Annotated in this window: 19 protein-coding genes; 15 read left to right on the forward strand and 4 right to left on the reverse strand. The window is 70.2% G+C overall.

What is annotated here, in order from left to right:
• Positions 1-55: 55 nt before the first annotated feature.
• Together AC07EJ_RS23030 and AC07EJ_RS23035 are read right to left on the reverse strand one after the other, a co-directional pair.
• Positions 56-400: a VOC family protein gene (locus AC07EJ_RS23030; RefSeq protein ID WP_389482758.1), complete on the reverse strand. Its 345-nt coding sequence runs from the start codon at positions 398-400 to the stop codon at positions 56-58.
• A gap of 109 nt (positions 401-509) precedes the next feature.
• Complete coding sequence (locus tag AC07EJ_RS23035; protein ID WP_478884873.1) at positions 510-1322, reverse strand: hypothetical protein; 813 nt, start codon at positions 1320-1322, stop codon at positions 510-512.
• A gap of 110 nt (positions 1323-1432) precedes the next feature.
• Here AC07EJ_RS23035 and AC07EJ_RS23040 point away from each other — a divergent pair, with 110 nt between their 5' ends.
• The 13 genes from AC07EJ_RS23040 to AC07EJ_RS23100 all read left to right on the forward strand — a co-directional run bounded on the left by AC07EJ_RS23040 (position 1433) and on the right by AC07EJ_RS23100 (position 15421).
• Complete coding sequence (locus AC07EJ_RS23040) at positions 1433-2056, forward strand: TetR/AcrR family transcriptional regulator (protein WP_389482756.1); 624 nt, start codon at positions 1433-1435, stop codon at positions 2054-2056.
• A gap of 128 nt (positions 2057-2184) precedes the next feature.
• A complete protein-coding gene (locus AC07EJ_RS23045; protein ID WP_389482753.1) occupies positions 2185-2658 on the forward strand; it encodes a carboxymuconolactone decarboxylase family protein in 474 nt (157 codons plus the stop codon).
• A gap of 97 nt (positions 2659-2755) precedes the next feature.
• Positions 2756-3304 (forward strand): YciI family protein, encoded by a 549-nt coding sequence (locus AC07EJ_RS23050; protein ID WP_389482751.1) that lies wholly within the window; start codon positions 2756-2758, stop codon positions 3302-3304.
• A gap of 104 nt (positions 3305-3408) precedes the next feature.
• Positions 3409-4290, forward strand: a complete 882-nt coding sequence (locus AC07EJ_RS23055; protein WP_389482748.1) for a hypothetical protein — start codon at positions 3409-3411, stop codon at positions 4288-4290.
• Positions 4291-4372: 82 nt separating this feature from the next.
• Positions 4373-5071, forward strand: a complete 699-nt coding sequence (locus tag AC07EJ_RS23060; protein WP_389482746.1) for an HAD family hydrolase — start codon at positions 4373-4375, stop codon at positions 5069-5071.
• Positions 5072-5252: 181 nt separating this feature from the next.
• Positions 5253-5561 (forward strand): trypco2 family protein, encoded by a 309-nt coding sequence (locus AC07EJ_RS23065; protein ID WP_389482743.1) that lies wholly within the window; start codon positions 5253-5255, stop codon positions 5559-5561.
• Between the two features lie 15 nt (positions 5562-5576).
• Positions 5577-9536 carry a trypsin-like peptidase domain-containing protein gene (locus AC07EJ_RS23070; protein WP_478884848.1) on the forward strand — a complete coding sequence of 1320 codons (3960 nt, stop codon included), beginning with the start codon at positions 5577-5579 and terminating at the stop codon, positions 9534-9536.
• 4 nt (positions 9537-9540) lie between these two features.
• A complete protein-coding gene (locus AC07EJ_RS23075) occupies positions 9541-9996 on the forward strand; it encodes a DUF4913 domain-containing protein (RefSeq protein WP_389482737.1) in 456 nt (151 codons plus the stop codon).
• A 506-nt stretch (positions 9997-10502) separates the two neighbouring features.
• A complete protein-coding gene (locus AC07EJ_RS23080; RefSeq protein ID WP_389482734.1) occupies positions 10503-11090 on the forward strand; it encodes a hypothetical protein in 588 nt (195 codons plus the stop codon).
• 122 nt (positions 11091-11212) lie between these two features.
• Positions 11213-12001, forward strand: a complete 789-nt coding sequence (locus AC07EJ_RS23085; RefSeq protein ID WP_389482731.1) for an alpha/beta hydrolase — start codon at positions 11213-11215, stop codon at positions 11999-12001.
• A 169-nt stretch (positions 12002-12170) separates the two neighbouring features.
• Positions 12171-13571, forward strand: coding sequence for a carotenoid oxygenase family protein (locus AC07EJ_RS23090; RefSeq protein WP_389482728.1), 1401 nt, complete (start codon positions 12171-12173; stop codon positions 13569-13571).
• 211 nt (positions 13572-13782) lie between these two features.
• Positions 13783-14745 (forward strand): RNA polymerase sigma factor, encoded by a 963-nt coding sequence (locus tag AC07EJ_RS23095; protein ID WP_389482726.1) that lies wholly within the window; start codon positions 13783-13785, stop codon positions 14743-14745.
• A 112-nt stretch (positions 14746-14857) separates the two neighbouring features.
• Complete coding sequence (locus AC07EJ_RS23100) at positions 14858-15421, forward strand: NADPH-dependent FMN reductase (protein WP_393581990.1); 564 nt, start codon at positions 14858-14860, stop codon at positions 15419-15421.
• Between the two features lie 36 nt (positions 15422-15457).
• Here the strand turns inward: AC07EJ_RS23100 and AC07EJ_RS23105 are convergent, their stop codons facing one another.
• A complete protein-coding gene (locus tag AC07EJ_RS23105; protein WP_393581991.1) occupies positions 15458-15850 on the reverse strand; it encodes a VOC family protein in 393 nt (130 codons plus the stop codon).
• Complete coding sequence (locus tag AC07EJ_RS23110) at positions 15847-16155, reverse strand: ArsR/SmtB family transcription factor (protein WP_389482718.1); 309 nt, start codon at positions 16153-16155, stop codon at positions 15847-15849. The genes AC07EJ_RS23105 and AC07EJ_RS23110 overlap by 4 nt, the downstream gene beginning before the upstream one ends.
• Before the next feature lie 106 nt (positions 16156-16261).
• Here AC07EJ_RS23110 and AC07EJ_RS23115 point away from each other — a divergent pair, with 106 nt between their 5' ends.
• Both AC07EJ_RS23115 and AC07EJ_RS23120 read left to right on the forward strand, forming a co-directional pair.
• Positions 16262-16750 (forward strand): MarR family winged helix-turn-helix transcriptional regulator, encoded by a 489-nt coding sequence (locus AC07EJ_RS23115; RefSeq protein ID WP_393581992.1) that lies wholly within the window; start codon positions 16262-16264, stop codon positions 16748-16750.
• Positions 16747-18072, forward strand: a complete 1326-nt coding sequence (locus AC07EJ_RS23120; protein WP_478884849.1) for an MFS transporter — start codon at positions 16747-16749, stop codon at positions 18070-18072. Before AC07EJ_RS23115 ends, AC07EJ_RS23120 begins: the two co-directional genes overlap by 4 nt.
• Positions 18073-18096: the final 24 nt, after the last annotated feature.

Raw genomic sequence — 18096 nt, forward strand, 5'->3', positions numbered from 1 at the left:
GGCAGCCGGCAGCCGACCCGGCCCGGGAGAGGTCGTTTGAGGTCGTCAGATTTCGTCAGAGGTGGTGGGCCGTTTCGTGGCGCGGTTGGTAGAGGCCCAGCTCGCCGCCGCCCGGCAGCCGGATCCCGGTCTTGATGCCCCACCCGGCGTTCGTGACCGGGGTGCACTCGACCCCCTTGGCCGAGAGCTCATCGACCGTCGCATTGACGTCATCGCACATCAGGTACAACTCGTGTGACGGTGCGTCGGCGGGGTGGACCGCTACCTCGGCAGGAGGCAGCTTGAAGATGAGCCAGCCGTCGCCGGCATCGACGTGCGGATACCCCAGGACATCCCTGAAGAAGGCGCGATCCGCCTCCGCGTCCTGGCTGTAGATGATGACGTGAGCGCCGTTGATCATGCGTGCAGGGTACTTACTGCCGGGGGCAGCGCCTGGATATGACGTCGTGTCCGAGGCGCGGCCGGGAGCGGGACCTTCCGTTACGCGGCGCTCCGGGTCCGGCGACCGATTACGCGGCGCTCCGGGTCCGGCCACCGATGAGCCCGGCCAGCGAGGCCATCGTCGTGCGCGGCGGCTGCCGCAGGTCGCGGTCCGGGCGCAGCACGGTGCGGAACGCGACCCAGGCGAGTGCCCCGAGGGCGAACCCGTAGCAGGCGACGAGCCCGTGGCCGTTCTCCTGGGTGAACCACATCGCCATCCCGAGCGCCGGTACGGCGAGGGCGAGGAGCCGGTGCTTGCGGACGGCACTGCGGCGCGTGCTCTCCTCGGGCGAGGGCGCGGTGTCGGAGTTCGCGCCGTGGGAACCCTTGCCGAGTGCCTCGCCCGCAGCGCCGTGCAGCAGCAGCGCCGCGGCCAGCGTCGCGCCCAGGAAGTACGTCGCGCCCGAACTGCCGGCGAAGTTGCGCGGGTCGGTGCTGTGCGAGGTCTGGGCCCACAGCGCGTCGATCCGCTCAGGCAGCAGAATGCCCGCGGCGAACAGGGCGAGCGTCAGCGGCGCCCCCCAGAACCACTCGGCGAAGGCCCCGACGGCAGCGAGGGTCGCGATGTTCCAGGCCGCCCCGCCGAAGCCCCCGTTCTGCATGAAGACCGAGGTGACCACGCGCCACCAGCCGGACTTCGCCGGGTCCGCGTCGAGCGCCCCCATCGCCCCCGACCAGCAGAGCTGGAGGACGACTCCGGCGAGCGCGACCCCGGTCAGGCCTACGGCCGCCCATGGGATCCGCCGCCCGCCCAGCGTGGTCTGACCGACCAGAGCCACGCCACCGTTGAACATCAGCGCCATCAGTGCCGCCGTGGTCGCGCTGAACAGCAGGCTGCCCATCGTCACCGCCCCCTTCGTTCCCCCGTCGATTCGTCGATCGTGACAGTAGCTCGACGGCGGCGATTTTCAAACAGTGTTTGAAAACTGTTGAGGATCGTTAAACTGCGGTCGTGAAGCTGACTGCAGACCGGATCGTCGACGCGGGGATGGCGGTGTTCGCCGAGACCGGCTACCACGGCTTCTCCATACGGCAGGTCGCGGACAGGCTCCGCGTACACGCCGGCAGCCTCTATTACCACGTGCCGAACAAGGCCGCGCTGCTCCAGCTCATGGCCGACCGCGTGGCCCGGCAGGCCTACGACGTCGGCACCGCGGCCCTGGCCCAACTGCCGGGGCAGGAAGGCTGGCAGGCGCGGGTCGCGGCGCAGGCCGTCGCCGTACGGCAGAGCATCCAGCGGCACCCCGGCGGGGCGATCCTGCTCGCAGACAGCCCCAAGACGCTCAGCCCCGGCGCGCTCTCGCTGATGGAACGGCTGCTCGACACCCTTGCCGAGGCCGGCGTCCCGCCGGAGCACTGCGGCACCGCTGCCGACACGGTGCTCAGCCATGTCACCGGCTATGTACTCCAGGAGCAGAGCGAGCCACCCGCGGTGCCCGTCACCGCCGAGGACATCGCCGATCTTCAGCGGCGCTACCCCCGGACGGTTGCCGCCGCGTCCGCCCAGCACCCGGACGAGAAGTTCACCCGCAGCCTCGACCTGCTCTGCGCCGGCATCGCGACGCTCATCCCGTAGACCGCGCCTTCGGTGGCCACTCCCGCAGAACAGGGCATGGAGACGCAGGTCACATGCGGCCATGTCACAGCACGCGGAGCCATTCCGTCATAGGGGTGTAGGCATCGGCAACGACCGAGGAGTTCACGATGAACGCCCGTTTGGACATGTTCGGCAACGCGACCGCCATGAAGTTCTGGAAGCACATCATCGCGGCGAACCAGGTGCTCGCCGAGTCGTCGGTGCCGCACGCGACGCTGGAGCTGGTGAAGATCCGCGCCAGCCAGATCAACGGGTGCGGTGGCTGCCTCGACATGCACACCAAGGACGCCGCCGCGGCCGGTGAGACCTCGACGCGCCTGAACCTGGTCGCGGCGTGGAGGGAGGCCACGGTCTACACCGACGCCGAGCGCGCGGCGCTGGAGCTGACCGAGCAGGGCACCCGCCTCGCGGACGCGGCCGGAGGCGTGTCGGACGAGGCCTGGGCGAATGCCGCCAAGCACTACGACGAGGACCAGCTCGCCGCCCTGGTGTCGCAGATCGCCCTCATCAACACGTTCAACCGAGGGAACGTCATTCTCCAGACGCCGGCCGGCGACTACCAGCCCGGCCAGTTCGGATAACTCGGGCAGGACGGAAGATCCTGCATGTGCCTGGCCCCGGTGGTGTCTGCGGACCACCGCCGGGCCGGCCGCCCAGCCGGTGGTGGAGAGTGTGCGCATGGAATTCTTCTGTTACCACCGCGATCGTCTCGGCTCCCTGGCGCTGCGCCAGGAGCTGTTGGAAGACCACTGGTCCTACATGGACCAGTACGGCAAAGAGATGATCGCTCGCGGCCCGACCCTCAGCAGCGACGGTGAAGAGCCCACGGGCAGTGTGCACATGGTCGACCTGCCGGATACCGCGGCGGCGCGCGCGTTCGCCTTCGACGAACCCGGCTACCAGGCCGGTGTGTACCGGGACGTGATGCTGCGCCGGTGGCGCAACACGCTGGGGCGCACCATGTGGGACTACCCCGGTGGCCCGACCGAAGGCAACCGATACCTCGTGCTCGGCCTCGGCGCGGGGCAGGCCGCCGACCTCGATGTGCCCGCCGGTCAGGACGACTTGATCGCGTACGGGCCTCTGCTGTCCGACGACGGTGCCGCCTGGCTGGGTACGGCGGCGCTGGTCCGGGCACCGGACCCGGACGCGGCATGCGCCGTTCTGACCGTTGGCCTCTACGCAGAAGTCGAGGTCCACAACTGGCAGTTCGGCGGCAGGCGGTGATGATGCACTGAGGGTGGCTGCGGAATTTCGCCTTCCGTGCAACGATCCTGGCTCGGCGTGCGTCAGTTGTCCGAGAGTTCATTTCGATGCTTGAAGGACGTCATATGCAACGCGAGTCTGTCTTCGGGATCGCAGGGGCCGTGCTGTTGGTCACAGCCGGCATCACCGCCTGTCAGGTCGACGCCGCGGCCGCGCCGACCGGAGTGGCACGGGTCGTCAAGGACACCGACGACGAGGCGGTCGTCGAACTGTCCGACGGACGCCGGGTCTCCCTGCGCTACCAGGCCGGTACGGGCCTGCTCGAACGGCACCGGAGCGCCAACGGCAAGGCCTGGTCCAGGTCGAAGACGGTATACGCCACCAAGACCGATCCCTGCCGGGGCATCGACCTGAAGGCACTTCGCGCCACCGTCACCGTGCGCGCCAACTTCGGACCGTACTGCCGGGACGGCGAGCCGCCGACGGAGAGCGTCGCCGCCGTCGGCACCGGCGGACTCGGGAAGTGGGACACCCACCTCACCAAGGACTGGGACGGCTGGGACCGGGTCGACATCGCACGCGACGGGAGGTCGGCGACGTTCTCGTCCAAGTCATCGGCCGGCACGACGACACTCGGCTGGCGCGCAGGCAAGGGCTTCGGCGAGGTCGCGACCACGTACAAGAAGCTCGGTGAACGCTTCCTCGGCACCTGGCGGGCCGAGGACGGCAGCCACGAGGTGACCTTCCGGCAGAGCGAGCTCAACGTGCCCGCCTCGGCCACGGTCGAGACGCTCAAGGGCCCCACGTGCCGGGTCCGCATGGACGTGATCAACATCTGGGAAGACAGGGTGCAGCCCAGGGGAGCCAAGGTCCTGGAGGGCGAGAAGACCACGTACTGCCCGCCCGAGGAGTTCAATTCCGAGTACGTGGTGGAGACCCCCGACGGCCCGATGGAGCTCAGGAACCTCGGTGACGCCACACCGCTGGTGACGTACCGGAAGCCGTGACGCGGACGCCGACGGCGTCGTCCACTTCCTGGCGGGCTCTCGGGCTTGCGCACCGCTGGTGGAGGAGGCGAGGATCGCCGGCATGATCAAAGGCGTGATGTTCGACTTCTCCGGGACCCTCTTCCACATCGAGTCGGTCTCACACTGGCTGGGAGCCGTCGTCTCGGAGGCCGGACTCGACATGTCAGAGGACGAACTCGCAGCATGTGCCGGTCGGTTGGCGGAGGCGGGAGCCTTGCCCGGAGGGCCTCCGCCGCGCGCGCTGCCGGCGCACCTCGACACGCTGTGGCGGGAGCGCGACCTGAGCGCCGAGCGACACCGTGCCGCGTACACCGCTCTCGCGCGGGAGGCGTCGCTCCCGTCGGTGGAGCTGGCCGACGCGCTGTACGACCGACACCGCACTCCCGCGGCATGGCGCCCCTACCCCGACGCCGAGGCCACGCTCCGTGCCCTGCGTGGGCGAGGCGTGCCGGTCGCCGTGGTGAGCAACATCGGCTGGGACCTGCGCCCCGTCTTCCGCGAACACGGTGTCCACGGCCTCGTCGACGCCTACGTCCTCTCCTTCGAACACGGGGTTCAGAAGCCGGATCCGGAGCTCTTCCGAGCGGCCTGCGACAAGCTCGGGCTGCCGCCCCGCGAAGTCCTCATGGTCGGCGACGACCGCGTCGCGGACGTCGGGGCCGCCGCGCTCGGCTGCCAGGTCCATCTGGTGGACCACGAGCCCGTCGAGCGTCGCCCGAACGCGCTGCGTGCCGTTCTCGAGGTCGTGCACGAAAGGTGAGTTGTGGTGTCTGCGCCTTCTTCGAAGAGGGTCGCGCCCGGCATGACCCCCGTCCACGCCGCAGTGAGGCGTTCCCCGGATCAGCATCTGCGTTTTGTGCGGGATGGCGGATCGCAGCGGTGAGAGTGACTCAGGATCACTAGAATGGGTGCCCATGCTGAAGTCGTGACGAGGGGTGAGCGTGGCGAGCAGAGGGCACGACGAGGACTGGTTGGACCTGGCTGACGCCATCGAGGTGTTGCGATCCCAGCTGTCGGAGGCTCAACGCCGGGGCCAGCGCTCAGAGTTGCAGTTCGTGCTGGGCGAGATCACCGCGGAGTTCGAGATCGAGCTGGTGCGCAGGCGAGACGGCGGCGGGGCGCTGCGGTTCGGCGTCGTGGAGGCCAACGGCCGGCAGGAGCGGTCGACGCGGTCCGCTCAGCGCGTGACGCTGCGGCTGAACCCGGAGCGCCGTGGCGGCGGAGACTTCGCCGTGGGCGACATCGACTAGCGCGGCGGTGGGCTGATGGAGGTGGAGCAGGTCGTTCTCGTCCGCAGCGCGGGCATCGGCAGCGGCTACCTCATCGCGCCGCGGCTCGTCCTGACCGCCGCGCATCTGCTCCCGCCGCCGGACAGGCAGGCAAAGATCACTGTGGCGCTGGGCGAGTCGGCGGCGCCGTTCCCGGTGGTGGTGCGGTGGCGCCGGCATGACGAGGCCGTGGACGCCGCCCTGTTGGAGATCCCGGCCGATGACCAGGAATGGCCGACGCCTGCCACGCTGCGCGGCGCCCTCGGCCGACGCCCGCAACGCTGGGGCTGGTGCGTGACGGCCGGTTCCGAGATGCGGGTCACTGCCACGGGATTCCCCCGCCAGCAGCGAAGCGAGGACGGCGGACGCAACCGCGAGACACTCGTCGGCCGGGTCAGGCCGCACGGTGGCAGGACCTCCGAAATCATCGACGACGCAGGTCTGTTGGGATTCGCCACCGCGGGGCTCGACCACGGGACCGCCGCGCAACTCACCCCATGGTCCGGGATGTCGGGCGCGGCCCTCTTCCGGGAACGCGGGAAGCTGCTGCTCGGCGTCGTGCGTGCGGACCGCCGGCCGCGCCAGGGCACGCGGCTGACGTACACCCGCAGCGAGGACCTGCTGGCCTGCGACGACTTCCGCGCGGTGGTGCGCGAGGTGACCTCCGTTGATCCGCAGCCCGAACCGGCCGAGCTGGCAGGCCTGTTGGAATCCGCGCTGCCCAAACGTGAGGTGGCGTCCCCCACCATGCTGTTGCGGGCCGACGCCGAGGTGGTGTCGTTCCACGGCAGGGAGGACACCCTCGCGGACCTGGAGCAGTGGTGTCTGGCGGATTCGGACGGCGCCCCCGCCGTCCGTGTCCTCACCGCCCCCGGCGGGCAGGGCAAGACCCGGCTGGCGCGGCAGGTGATGGAACGGCTGCGGAACCGCGGCTGGGTGGCCGGACAGGTCCGCCACACGCCGCGCGACCTGGAGGCGCTGCGCACCGTGCAGCATCCGCTGCTCCTCGTCGTCGACTACGCGGAGACCCGGCCCGAGCTGGTCAGGGAGCTGCGGGAGCAGACCGAGGAAGCCAGGCATCCGGTGCGCCTGTTGCTGCTCGCCCAATCGCTCGGTTCCTGGCGGACCAGGGCGACCGGCGCCCTCCCCGAGACCCGGCTGCACTCGCTCAGCACCCGTTCCGCGGACCGGGAGCATGCGTTCTTGGCGGCGGCCCGCGACCTCGCCGGCCGCCTGACGGAGGTGACCGGGGGGACGGACATCGACTGGCAGCAGCTGTCCGACGTCCTCCCGACCGCGGCCCGCGCGGCGGGTCCACGGGTCGAGACGGCGCTGACGGTTCAGATGGCGGCCCTGGCCGCGCTGCTGCGCCGCGTTCGGGTTCCTCAGCGGGCCGGGGACGGATTGGAGTCCCAAATCCTGTGGCACGAGCAGACGTACTGGCAGGATTCCGCCGAGAGACGGGGCATGGGGCGGCGGGCGCGGCCCCTGCTCGGGCAGGCCGTGGCGGCGGCCGTGCTGTGCCCCGCGCAGGACGAGCGGGAAGCGCGCGCGATCATCGCCCGCCTGCTGCCCGACGAACCGCAGTGGCTGACCGCGGACATCGCCGACTGGCTGCGCGACCTGTATCCGCCGCCCGAGGGCCGCCACTGGGGCGGGCTCGAGCCGGACCGGCTGGCGGAGTACCAGGCGTCCGAGCAGATCATCGACGAGGCGGGGCTGCTCGGCAGGCTGTTCGCCGGAGCCCCGGACCATCAGCGGGTGCAGACCCTCACCGTACTGGCCCGGTCCGCCGTGGCCCATGCCAACGAGGGCCGCACGCGCGAGGCCCGCATCGTCGTCGACCGGCTCCGCGAAGTGCTGAACCCGGCCCTCACCGGCGAGCCGCTGACTGTCACGGTGCTGCGCGCACACTCCGACGCACTGCCGGAACAGTCCCATGTGCTGTGCGAGTACGCCCTCGATGTGGCCCGCGAACTGAACCGCCTGTGCCGCGCGACGGGCGACAGCCCGCAGGCGCTGCGCGGCCGCGCCTGGGCGCTGCACAACCTGGCCGAGCGGCACCTCGCGGTCGGCGACTGGGAGGAAGCCCGGGTGGCGGCCGGTGACGCTGTCGTGATCCGCGCAACGCTGGCGGACGACGGGGCGACGACGCACCGCACGGAGTGGGCCGACTCGCTGTTGGTGCTCTCGCTGGCCCGGCGCATGACCAGGCACCTGATGGAGGCACACGACGCCGGTGACCAGGCGCTGGGTCTCTTCCGCGCAATGGCGGCACAGGGCGGCGAGGACTGGGCGAAGCGCGAGCGCGGACTGGTGCGGGCACTCATCAACCAGTCACAGGTGGTGTGGCGGCTCGACCCGAGTGCGATTGCCTTCGACCAGATCGCCAGGTCGGACGACCACACGGACGAGGCCGTCCGGCGCGCGCGCGATCTGGTGGCCCGGCACCCCGATCTGGATCCGCTCCTGCTCACGAAGGCGCTGACGGCACGAGGCGCGAACCTGTGGCGCTTCGAGCGGCATTCGGAGGCGTTGTCGCTGAGCGAGGAGGCAGCGGAGACCGCGCGCCGGTTGACGAAGGAGAACCCCGACGCCTACGCCGCCGACCTGGCGAACGCGCTGATGGGCCTGGCGGTCGACTACAGCAACGCCACGCGGCCACCCGGCGAGGCCATGGAGCTGGTACGGGAAGCGATCGGACTGCTGCGCCCGCTGTCCGGGGATCTTCCCGGCGTCCACCGCTCCACACTGGCGCAGATGCTGCACAACCTCGCCTGGGAGCAGCTCGACGCGGGGGAGTTCGCGGCGGCACGGGATTCCATCGCAGAGGCCGTCGAGCATCGCCGGGCCCTGGCGCGCCAACCGTATGGGACTCCGGAGCCCGCTCTGGCGCAGTCGGTGAGCGCGCTCGCCACCTTCCAGGCGAGCGCGGGCGAGCACCGGGCGGCGGTGGAGGGTTTCAAGGAGGCACTGGCGACCTACGAGCGGGCCGAACTACCGCTCAGCGCAAGCGACTTGAAGAACCAGTCCGGGATAGCTCTCAAACTCGCCCACTCCTACGACGTCCTGGGCCGCTCGGCGGACGCGCTCGCGGCCCTGAACGAGGCCCTCGCCGTCCGGCGCCGCCTGAGGGAGTACGCCCCCAGTCTTTACACAGTGGGGTACGCGACCGCCCTCCACGACCTCTCCGACCTGTACCGCAAGTACGACCGGCCGGTCGCGGAGCGCATCCTGCTGCGCCAGGCGCAGCCGCTCTACCGCCGGCTGTCCCATGTCACCGAGGAGGGGCGCGAGGGCCTGGCATGGTGCCTGCACGACCTCGGCACGAGCTACGCCACGTCCTGGGCGACGGCCGACCGGTCGGTTTCCTCGCTGCGGGAGGCGTACGAGCTGCGCGTACAGCTGTCGGCGAGCGACGCCAGGCACGAGCCGGACCTGGCCGCCACGTGTGCGCAGCTGGCCCGCGCACTGCTGATGACCAGTTCCTTCCGCGACTCCGTCCGTATCGCGGAGCACGAGGTGCGCCTGAGGCGCCAGTTGATCGTCGGGGACCGGGCCGGCCAGGAGCGGTCCCTGTGCTTCGCTCTCCTGAGGCTGGCCGAGGGGCAGGCCTCGACGGGGGACGAGGCCGCGGCCTGGCGCACCGCACTACAGGCGGAGGAGGTTTGCCTTGCGTTCGTCGATCGCCCCGGCGTGCCGCCGGCCGAGCGTGCGCTGGTCCTGTGCCGGCTGGCCAGAGCGCTGAGCCTGTGCGGGCGGCGCGACTGGGACCGAGCCGCCCGTGCGGAACAACCGGCGCGACGGGCCGCCCGCATCTACCACCGCCTGGTGGACGAGGACCCGAACACACACCAGGCCGACCTGGCATGGGCCCTCAAAACGCTTGTCAGGGTGCTGGACCGCCTTGGCCGCCATACCGAGGCAACCGACGTACAGCTGCGAAGAGGAGCATGACGCCGTGACATCACCCCTGCCCGACGAGGAGCGCGCCGAGTCGCTCGAGGACATCCGGCGTGATGAGGAGAGCGCCGGCCGCCCGGCAGAGCTGTACTACCCGAACGTCGCCGAATTCATCGCCGACCGGTTCATCTATCTCGTCCCCCGCCCCACCCCCGACTCCGGGCGCGTGTGGTGCCCGAGCTGGTTCACACATGCTCAGGCGTATTCCCGGCTGGACTCCCTGTGGCGCGCCTGGGAGACGCTGCGCTGGGACGGCGCCTTGGGCATGTCGAACTGGTGGGTCCATCACGTCGACCCGCATCTGAGCGCCCTCATGGACCCGGTCACGGGGCCGTTCGCCCGTTGCGCCGAAGGCCACCGGAGGGAGGAGCCGCTGCCGATCGAGCAGCCGCCGGAGGGGGCGTTCGATCAGCACACGCTGCCACCGGCGAAGGACCCGTTCGCCCTGGACTGACCGAGCCCGTCAAGTGTCAGCTCCGGGACCTCTGATCCGCCCGGCAACGGAGCCGCCGGACATCATGAATCGCACGAACTGCCGGCAGCACCAAGGGCGTGCGCGACTACGCTCGTATGTCGTGAACGCCTACTTCACGACGGAACAGTGCCCCAGCTGCGGCTGCCACACCGACGGCCTGTCCAACAGATTCGCCTGCACCTCCTGCGACACGGTATGGACCTCGGGAGATCCGGACTCGGTCGTGAGCCCGCGCGTGAGCGTCATGTGACCGTAGGGCAGCGCCGACCGGGCGGGTGACGTAAGCGGTGCGCAGGCCGAGAGCTGGCCTCCATGCGCGACCGGTGCACCCACTCCGAGCAGCCCGACGGCGCATGTGATGAGCGTCACACGCGCCGTTCCGAACTTCCGTACTCGCCGCGCATCTTGTCGGTGTCGGTCACTCGACGGCTTCGGGAACGTACTCCTCCCGTAGCCGTCGATTCCCTTTCACCGAGGAACTTTCAATGGGTTATCTGCGCGGATTCATCCCCTGGATCGTCGCCGGCGTCGTGTCGTCCTTCGACTGGCGCTGGGGCGCGGTCGGGGGTCTCGTCACGGGGCTGCTGCTCCTGCTGCAGGACCGCCGTCGCGGGGTCGGCCTCGACGCTCTGATCCTGGAGATCAGCACCGTCCTGTACTTCGTCGTGGTCGGCGCCGTCGCCGTCTCCAGGCCCGACTCCGGCCTGGCGGACCACACCGACGTCATATCCTTCGCCTGGCTGGCCGCCACCGCCTGGGGGAGCCTGGCCATCCGCCGCTCCTTCACGCTGGGCATCGCGCGGCGGCAGACACCCCGCGAGTTCTGGGACATGCCGGAGTTCATCCGGGTCAACAACCACATCACCAGTGCTTGGGGCTCGGGTTTCACCTTCATCGGCGTGAGCCTGGCTGTCTGCGGCGCGGTGGACGCCCCCGCCTGGGCGGGCATCGCGGCCCACGTCGCCGGTCTCGTCGGCCCCGCCGTCTTCACGAAGGTCTATCCGGCCCGCGCCCAGGCGCGGCTGCTGGCCGCCCAGGCCGCGACGGCGCCGGCGACGGCCTTTCCCGGCTGAGGGCGGCGCGGGCCGTCCCTTTCGCGGGGACTTCGGCGACTCCCGCGACTTCCGTGACTTCTGCGAACGCGCGGGACCAACACCAAGACCAAGCACACACAGCATGAAGGAGCTGGCACATCGTGAGCACCACACCTGAAGCAGGACAGACAGCGCACACAGGCGAGGCAGGGCAGGCCGGGCACGCAAGGAAGGCAACACGAGCAACGAGCGTCGTTCTCGTTCACGGTGGCTTCGTCGACGGATCGGGCTGGAGGGGGGTCCACGAGCTGCTGCGCGCGGACGGCTACAACGTGAGCGTCGTACAGAACCCCACGCTCTCGCTCGAAGGCGACGTCGCCACGACCAACCTGACACTCGACGCTCAGGACGGCCCGACCGTACTCGTCGGACACTCCTACGGCGGCGCGGTGATCTCCGAAGCGGGCAACCACGAGAACGTGACGGCGCTCGTGTACGTCACCGCGTTCGCGCCCGACAAGGGCGAGTCCGTGAACACCCTCATCGCCGACCCTCCGCCCGGAGCCCCCGTACCCCCGATCCTCCCGCCCCGCGAAGGGTTCCTCTTCCTGGACCGGGAGAAGTTCGCCGCGTCGTTCGCCGGGGACCTGCCCGCCGACGAGGCCCGGTTCCTCGCGGACTCCCAAGTGCCTTGGGGCGTGGGCGCGTTGGGCGGGACGGTCGGACAGCCCGCCTGGCGGTCCAGGCCGAGTTTCTACCTGGTCGCCACCGACGACCACATGATCCCGCCCCCTGCACAGCGCGCCATGGCCGAGCGGGCCGGCGCGACGGTGGTCGAGACCGGCGGCAGCCACGCCGTGTATGTGTCCCGGCCCGCCGAGGTGGCCGCGCTCATCAAGAAGGCCGCGTCAGGGGTCTCCGAGGATGCGGCCCGCACCACGGCCAAGTAGGCAGCCGGCTCCCCTGCGGATCCCGTTGCCCCCTCACGGGATCCGCAGGGGGCTCCACCGCCCCATGGCAACCGCCCCATGGCGACCACCACGAGTCTCACCACGATGCATCCGCCACAAGGCGAACGACGAAGCGACGACGAAGCGACGACGAAGCAAGGAAAGCAGCATGACCGATGGGACCACCCTTCCGATGTATCTCCGGGGCCGCTTCGCCCCGGTCCCCGAGGAGCGCGACGCGGCCGATCTCACCGTGAGAGGGTCGCTGCCGCCCGATCTGGACGGCCGCTATCTGCGGAACGGTCCCAACCCGCTGCCCGGCGAGGACAAGGGTCACTGGTTCACCGGCCCCGGCATGCTCCACGGCATCCGGCTGCGGGGCGGCCGCGCCGAGTGGTACCGCAACAGGTGGGTCCGTACAAGGGAGTTGGAGGGGCATCCGTTCATCCGCGCGGACTCCACGGTCGACCTGGCCGCGACGCCGGCCAACACTCACGTGATCCGGCACGCCGACACCGTCCTCGCCCTGTGCGAAGTGGGGCTTCCCTACTGGGTCACTCCGTCGCTGGAGACGGTCGGACCGTACGACTTCGGGGGGCGGCTGAAAACCTCGATGACCGCACATCCCAAGGAGGACCCGGTCACGGGCGAACTGCACCTGTTCGGGACCGGGTTCGCCCCACCGCACCTCACGTATCACCGGGTCACGGCGGAGGGCGTACTGCTCGACAGCCGGCCCATCGACGTGCCGGGCCCGACGATGATGCACGACTTCGCCATCACCGAGCACCACATCGTCTGGATGGATCTGCCCGTCGTCCTCGACCCCGCCCTGGCCGGGCACGGCGGCATGCCCTACCGGTGGGACGACGGCTACGGCGCACGGCTCGGTGTCATGTCCCGCACGCCCGGGAGCACCGCTGTGCGGTGGTACGAGGTCGATCCCTGCTACGTCTTCCACGTCGGCAACGCATACGAGGACGCGCAGGGGCGGATCGTGCTGGACGCGGTGCGCTACGACCGCGTCGGCTTCCAGCACGCCTGGACAGACATCGGCGGACTCGCGGGCCCGGTCGGCCCCGTCGGTCCGTTCGGTTCGGCCGGCCCGGTCGGGGTACGGGAACCGGGCCCCGCCTCCCGGGCCGATTCCGTCCTGCACCGCTGGACGCTGGACACGTCGACCGGCCGCGCGTACGAGTCCCAACTCGACGACCGCTCAAGCGAGTTCCCCACGCACAACGAGGCCCTCACCGGGCGCCCGAACCGCTACCTGTACACCGTCAACGGCGACGGCATCGCCAAACACGACCTCACGCGGAACACGGGACGCACCTATGAGACGCCCGGCAGCCGCTTCGCAGGGGAGGCGGTCTTCGTCCCGGCGGCGGATGGCACGGCCGAGGACGAGGGCTGGCTCCTGTCACTCGTCTCGAACGACGAGGGTGAGGCGGGGGAACTGCTCGTACTCGACGCCGCGCAGTTGACCGTGCAAGCAGTGGTGGAACTGCCCTGCCCGGTTCCGTCCGGCTTCCACGGAAGCTGGCTGCCGGAGCCCGCCAACCGGTCCTGACATACGGCCGGCAGAGCAGGCCAGGCGTAGCTGCCGTGGGGGACGCCGAGCGCCTGCGCGGGCGTATTTTCCTCGGCATTCGACCCTCGACCCGATACCCGAGGTCTACTCTCCGTGCATCGCCGATTGGGAAAGGGGGGATTCCAACTCCGATCCCAACCCCGAAACGAACCTCGATCCATCGTTCACACCGTCACGGAGACGTTCAGACATGGTGCCCCTCGACCCGCCCACGGATGAGGAACTCACCCGCCGGGCCCAGGCCGGCGAGACCGGATCCCTCGGGCTGCTGCTGGCCCGCCACCAGGCGCCGATGCGCGCGGTGGCGATGTGCCTGCTCGGCCACGGCCCGGACGCGGAAGACGCGGTGCAGGACGCCGCGTTGACCGCGCTGCGGCGCATCGGGGACGTGAGAGACCCCGCGGCCGTGGGAGCGTGGCTGCGGGCGGTCGTGCGCAACACCTCCCGTATGCGCCTGCGCGCCACACGGGAGACGCCCGGCCTTGACGGGCTCGGCTTCCTGCACCTTCGCGCGCACGATGCGCCGCCCCCCGATCAGCTCATCGAGCAGCACGCGATGCGTGACTGGATCTGGGACGCGGTGGAGGAACTCCCGCAGCAACTGAGACTGGTGCTGATGCTGCGCCACTTCAGCGGCATCACGTCCTACCAGGAGATCGCCGACGCGTGCGAGGTACCGGTCGGCACGGTGCGCAGCCGGCTCAGCCAGGCCAGGGCGAAAATGGCCCAGGTGCTCCTGTCGACCGCCGCGCAGGCGCACGACGACGCGTCCGCGCTCACCGAGGAGAGCAGGCACGAGGCCGTGGCGACTCTGCAGGCGTCCGAGCGTGGCTCCCTGCCCCGGGAGATCTCGGTGTTGTGGCCGGAGGAGACCGAACTGGTCGGCATCCTGAACCGGCCGGGTGAGCGCGTCCATCCCGTTCCGGTCATGCGCCGGACCCTGGAGGCCGGGGTGCGCCAGCGTCTGCGTCACGTGGTCGCCAGCCGCGACATCATCATCTGGGAAATGGACGTCACCAACCCCGTCGGCGCGGTCAATCCCTGCCCGTCGAACCTGGCCTGGCTCATGTTCCGCCGCGAGGGACGAGTCCAAAAGCTACGCGTGGTGTTCCCGGGGCCGCAGCGGCGGGCGTCGCTTCAGGAGGGTGGGTGACGGGTGCGTGGCTGACGGGTGCCGACTACCGGTTTGTCGTCCACCCCGCCTTCGCGGCCGAACTACGCAGTACATCCCCCGGGGTTGGTGAACGGGCAGATATGTTGGGCTGATGTCTGAGCCGCCATCGATCCTGTTGCTGTCCGGAAGCCTGCGGGCCGATTCCTCCAACGAGGCCGTGCTGCGCACCGTGCAGGCCCTCGTCTCCCCGCAGGTGCGCACGGTCATGTACGACGGGTTGGCCGCCCTTCCGCACTTCAATCCGGACGACGACGCGGATCCGTTGCCGACTCCCGTGGCTGGATTGCGCTCGGCGATCGCGGAGGCGACCGCGATCCTGATCTGCACCCCGGAGTACGCGGGCACGCTGCCGGGTTCGTTCAAGAACCTGCTGGACTGGACAGTGGGCGGCACCGAGATCTGCGACAAGCCCGTGGCCTTCGTGAACGCGGCCGCCCCCGGCCGGGGCGAGGGCGCGGCGGCGACGCTGCGAACGGTGCTCGGCTACACCGGCGCCGACATCGTGGAATCGGCCTGCTCGAGGATCCCGGTGGAGCGCCGGATGATCGGCACGGACGGAGTGATCACGGACCCGGCGGCGCGCGGGCGACTCGGCGAGGTGCTTGGTGTGCTGGCTGGTTTGCCTGCACCGGCCGCGGAGTCCGACGAGACGTAGTTCCATCCCGTGGCCCCGCAGGTGGCCGGTCGGCGCCTACTGCGGCTCCGTTGCGATCTGGATCAGGTTGCCGCAGGTGTCGTCGAAGACAGCGGTGGTGACGGGGCCCATCTCCAGGGGGGCCTGGGTGAAGGTGACGCCGAGGTTGCTGAGGCGCTCGTATTCCGCCTGCACGTCGTCGACCGCGAACTGGGCGAGCGGGATGCCGTCCGCGATGAGCGCGTCGCGGAAGGGCTTGACGGCCGGGTGCTCGGCGGGCTCCAGGAGGAGTTCGGTGCCGCCGAGCTCGTCCGGTGAGACGACGGTCAGCCACCGGTGCTTCTCGCCCACCGGGACGTCGTGTTTCTTCACGAAGCCGAGGATCTCGGTGTAGAAGCGCTCGGCCTTGGCCTGGTCGTCGACGAGGACGCTGGTCAGGTGGATCTTCATGGGGTGCTCTCCTCCGGTCCGGATGTGTGGGGCGCGGGCACGGGCCATCGCTCGACGATGTGCCGCAGTGGCCCTGTGTTCAGCTCGTGGAATTTGTAGCGGCCTTCACGCCTGGTCTCGACGAGCCCGGCTGCCTCCAGCACGGCAAGGTGCTGGGAGACCCCCTGGCGCGAGATGCCGAGCTGGTGCTTCATGCTGAGCCGCCCGCAGATCTCGAACAGTGTCTGTCCGGACTTCTCCGTGAGCTCGTCGAGGATGGTGCGGCGGGTGGGGTCGGCCAAGGCTTTGAAGAGATCGTCGGCCATGGCCGAATGATAGGCAACTCTTCGCTTGCCTATCAAGTCGAGGTGCCCGAGGCGGCGAATTCCGTCGCGCTCCGGGCAATTGCATTAGCGCTGTTATATTAGTGCTGTGACATCTCCTGACCCCACCGTGCTGCCCGACCCCTGGCACTCGCTGCACGAGCTGCTGGCCGCCATGGATGCCGAGATCGAGCAGGTCTACGTCGAGCGCGGCATCAAGGGGGTGCGGCCGCGGTTCGCGTACCCGCTGATCCGGCTCGCCCACACCGGACCGCTCACCATCCGCGAGCTCGCGGAGTCCCTGAACCGCTCGCACTCCGCGATCAGTCAGACCATCGCCGCCATGCGCAAGGAGGATCTGGTCACCTCCGAACCCGGGCCCGACGCCCGCACCCGGCGGATCAACCTGACCGAGCGCGGGCGTTCGCTCGTGCCGTTCCTGGAGGCCGAGTGGCGGGCCACGCACGCGACGGTCGCCGAACTGGACGGTGAGACCCCGCACGCGATGACCGCTGTCGTTGAGGAGGTGCGGCGGGCGCTGGAGCAACGGTCGATGCGCGAGCGCATCCTCCATCACCTGGCCGGGCCTCCGAAATGAAGGGGCGGGTCCGGTTTCTCGACACCCGTCCGCTGCGTCGCAGCCGACCGTTCCGCGACTTGTGGATCGGCACCTCGGCCTCCCAACTCGGCGGCCAGATAACGACCGTGGCGGTGCTCGCCCAGGTCTGGGACCTGACCGGCAGCACAGTGGGCACCGGCGCCATCGGGCTCGCCACCGGCCTGCCGATGGTGCTGTTCGGACTGATAGGCGGCACGCTGGCCGACAGTGTCGACCGCCGGGCGCTGGTGAGGGCCACTTCGGCAGGCCAACTGCTGGTCGCCGCAGGGCTGTCGACTCAGGCCCTGGCGGGCAACCGGAACGTGTTCCTGCTGCTCGCCCTGGTTGCTGCCGGGACCGCCTGTGGTGCGCTGGGTGCTCCGGCCCGGCGCACGTTCCCGGTCCGGTTGCTGCCGGCCGACCAGGTAGCGGCCGGCCTCGCGCTGACGAACATCTCCTTCCAGGTGGCGATGCTGGCCGGGCCCGCACTGGCCGGGCTGATCATCGCCCGCTGGGACCTCTCTGCCGCGTACGCCGCCCAGGCGGTGGCCACGGTGGTCTCGATGCTCGCGGTGATCCGCCTTCCGGCCATGAGGCCCGAGGGTGCGGATGCAGCTGTCGCCGAGAGGCGCCCGCAGCGCGGCGGTTGGCGGATCGTCCTGCGTCGCCCGACGCTGTGGGGCTCGATGGTCACCGACCTGTCCGCGACGCTCCTCGCCATGCCGATCGCGCTGTTCCCGCTGGTGAACGAGATCCGCTTCGGCGGCAACCCGCAGACACTCGGCCTGTTCCTCTCGGCCGTCGCGGTCGGCGGGATCACGGCCGGCCTTCTCTCCGGCACGGTGACACGCTGGCGCCGCGGCGGCCTGGTCCAGCTGGGCGCGGCTGCCGTCTGGGGCCTGGCGCTGGCCGGCTTCGGTCTCTCCGGGCCGCTGTGGCCGGCCCTCGGCTGCCTGGCCGTGGCAGGTGCCGCCGACACCGTCTCCGTGGTCACGCGCAGTGCGCTGGTTCAGTTGGAGACCCCGGACGCGTACCGGGGGAGAGTCTCCTCCGTGGAACATGTCATCGGCGTCGCGGGCCCTGAACTCGGCAATTTCCGGGGCGGGTTGATGGCTTCGGCAACCTCCGCCCCCTTCGCCCTGGTCGCCGGCGGCCTGTCCGCGACGCTGGCGGTCGCGACGGTGGCAGCGACCAACGCCTCCCTCCGCGCCTACCGCACGCCACGCACCCCCGACAATCGCCGGAACGAGGAGCCTTACGGAGGCCCGTCGTCCGAAACTGCAGACGCCGCGCTGAATTATGACGGCTCAGAGACACGATGAGGCCAATGGGTGAACCCGAGTTGG

It is taken from the genome of Streptomyces sp. NPDC045026, assembly GCF_056432625.1.

What these genes read in the sequence shown, in the direction of transcription:
- AC07EJ_RS23095 (WP_389482726.1), top strand. Translation starts at nt 13,783, where the DNA reads ATGGTGCCCCTCGACCCGCCCACGGATGAGGAACTCACCCGCCGGGCC.
- AC07EJ_RS23060 (WP_389482746.1), top strand. Translation starts at nt 4,373, where the DNA reads ATGATCAAAGGCGTGATGTTCGACTTCTCCGGGACCCTCTTCCACATC.
- AC07EJ_RS23050 (WP_389482751.1), top strand. Translation starts at nt 2,756, where the DNA reads ATGGAATTCTTCTGTTACCACCGCGATCGTCTCGGCTCCCTGGCGCTG.
- AC07EJ_RS23035 (WP_478884873.1), bottom strand. Translation starts at nt 1,322, where the DNA reads ATGGGCAGCCTGCTGTTCAGCGCGACCACGGCGGCACTGATGGCGCTG.
- AC07EJ_RS23070 (WP_478884848.1), top strand. Translation starts at nt 5,577, where the DNA reads ATGGAGGTGGAGCAGGTCGTTCTCGTCCGCAGCGCGGGCATCGGCAGC.
- AC07EJ_RS23080 (WP_389482734.1), top strand. Translation starts at nt 10,503, where the DNA reads ATGGGTTATCTGCGCGGATTCATCCCCTGGATCGTCGCCGGCGTCGTG.
- AC07EJ_RS23100 (WP_393581990.1), top strand. Translation starts at nt 14,858, where the DNA reads ATGTCTGAGCCGCCATCGATCCTGTTGCTGTCCGGAAGCCTGCGGGCC.
- AC07EJ_RS23030 (WP_389482758.1), bottom strand. Translation starts at nt 400, where the DNA reads ATGATCAACGGCGCTCACGTCATCATCTACAGCCAGGACGCGGAGGCG.
- AC07EJ_RS23120 (WP_478884849.1), top strand. Translation starts at nt 16,747, where the DNA reads ATGAAGGGGCGGGTCCGGTTTCTCGACACCCGTCCGCTGCGTCGCAGC.
- AC07EJ_RS23055 (WP_389482748.1), top strand. Translation starts at nt 3,409, where the DNA reads ATGCAACGCGAGTCTGTCTTCGGGATCGCAGGGGCCGTGCTGTTGGTC.
- AC07EJ_RS23090 (WP_389482728.1), top strand. Translation starts at nt 12,171, where the DNA reads ATGACCGATGGGACCACCCTTCCGATGTATCTCCGGGGCCGCTTCGCC.
- AC07EJ_RS23110 (WP_389482718.1), bottom strand. Translation starts at nt 16,155, where the DNA reads ATGGCCGACGATCTCTTCAAAGCCTTGGCCGACCCCACCCGCCGCACC.
- AC07EJ_RS23105 (WP_393581991.1), bottom strand. Translation starts at nt 15,850, where the DNA reads ATGAAGATCCACCTGACCAGCGTCCTCGTCGACGACCAGGCCAAGGCC.
- AC07EJ_RS23045 (WP_389482753.1), top strand. Translation starts at nt 2,185, where the DNA reads ATGAACGCCCGTTTGGACATGTTCGGCAACGCGACCGCCATGAAGTTC.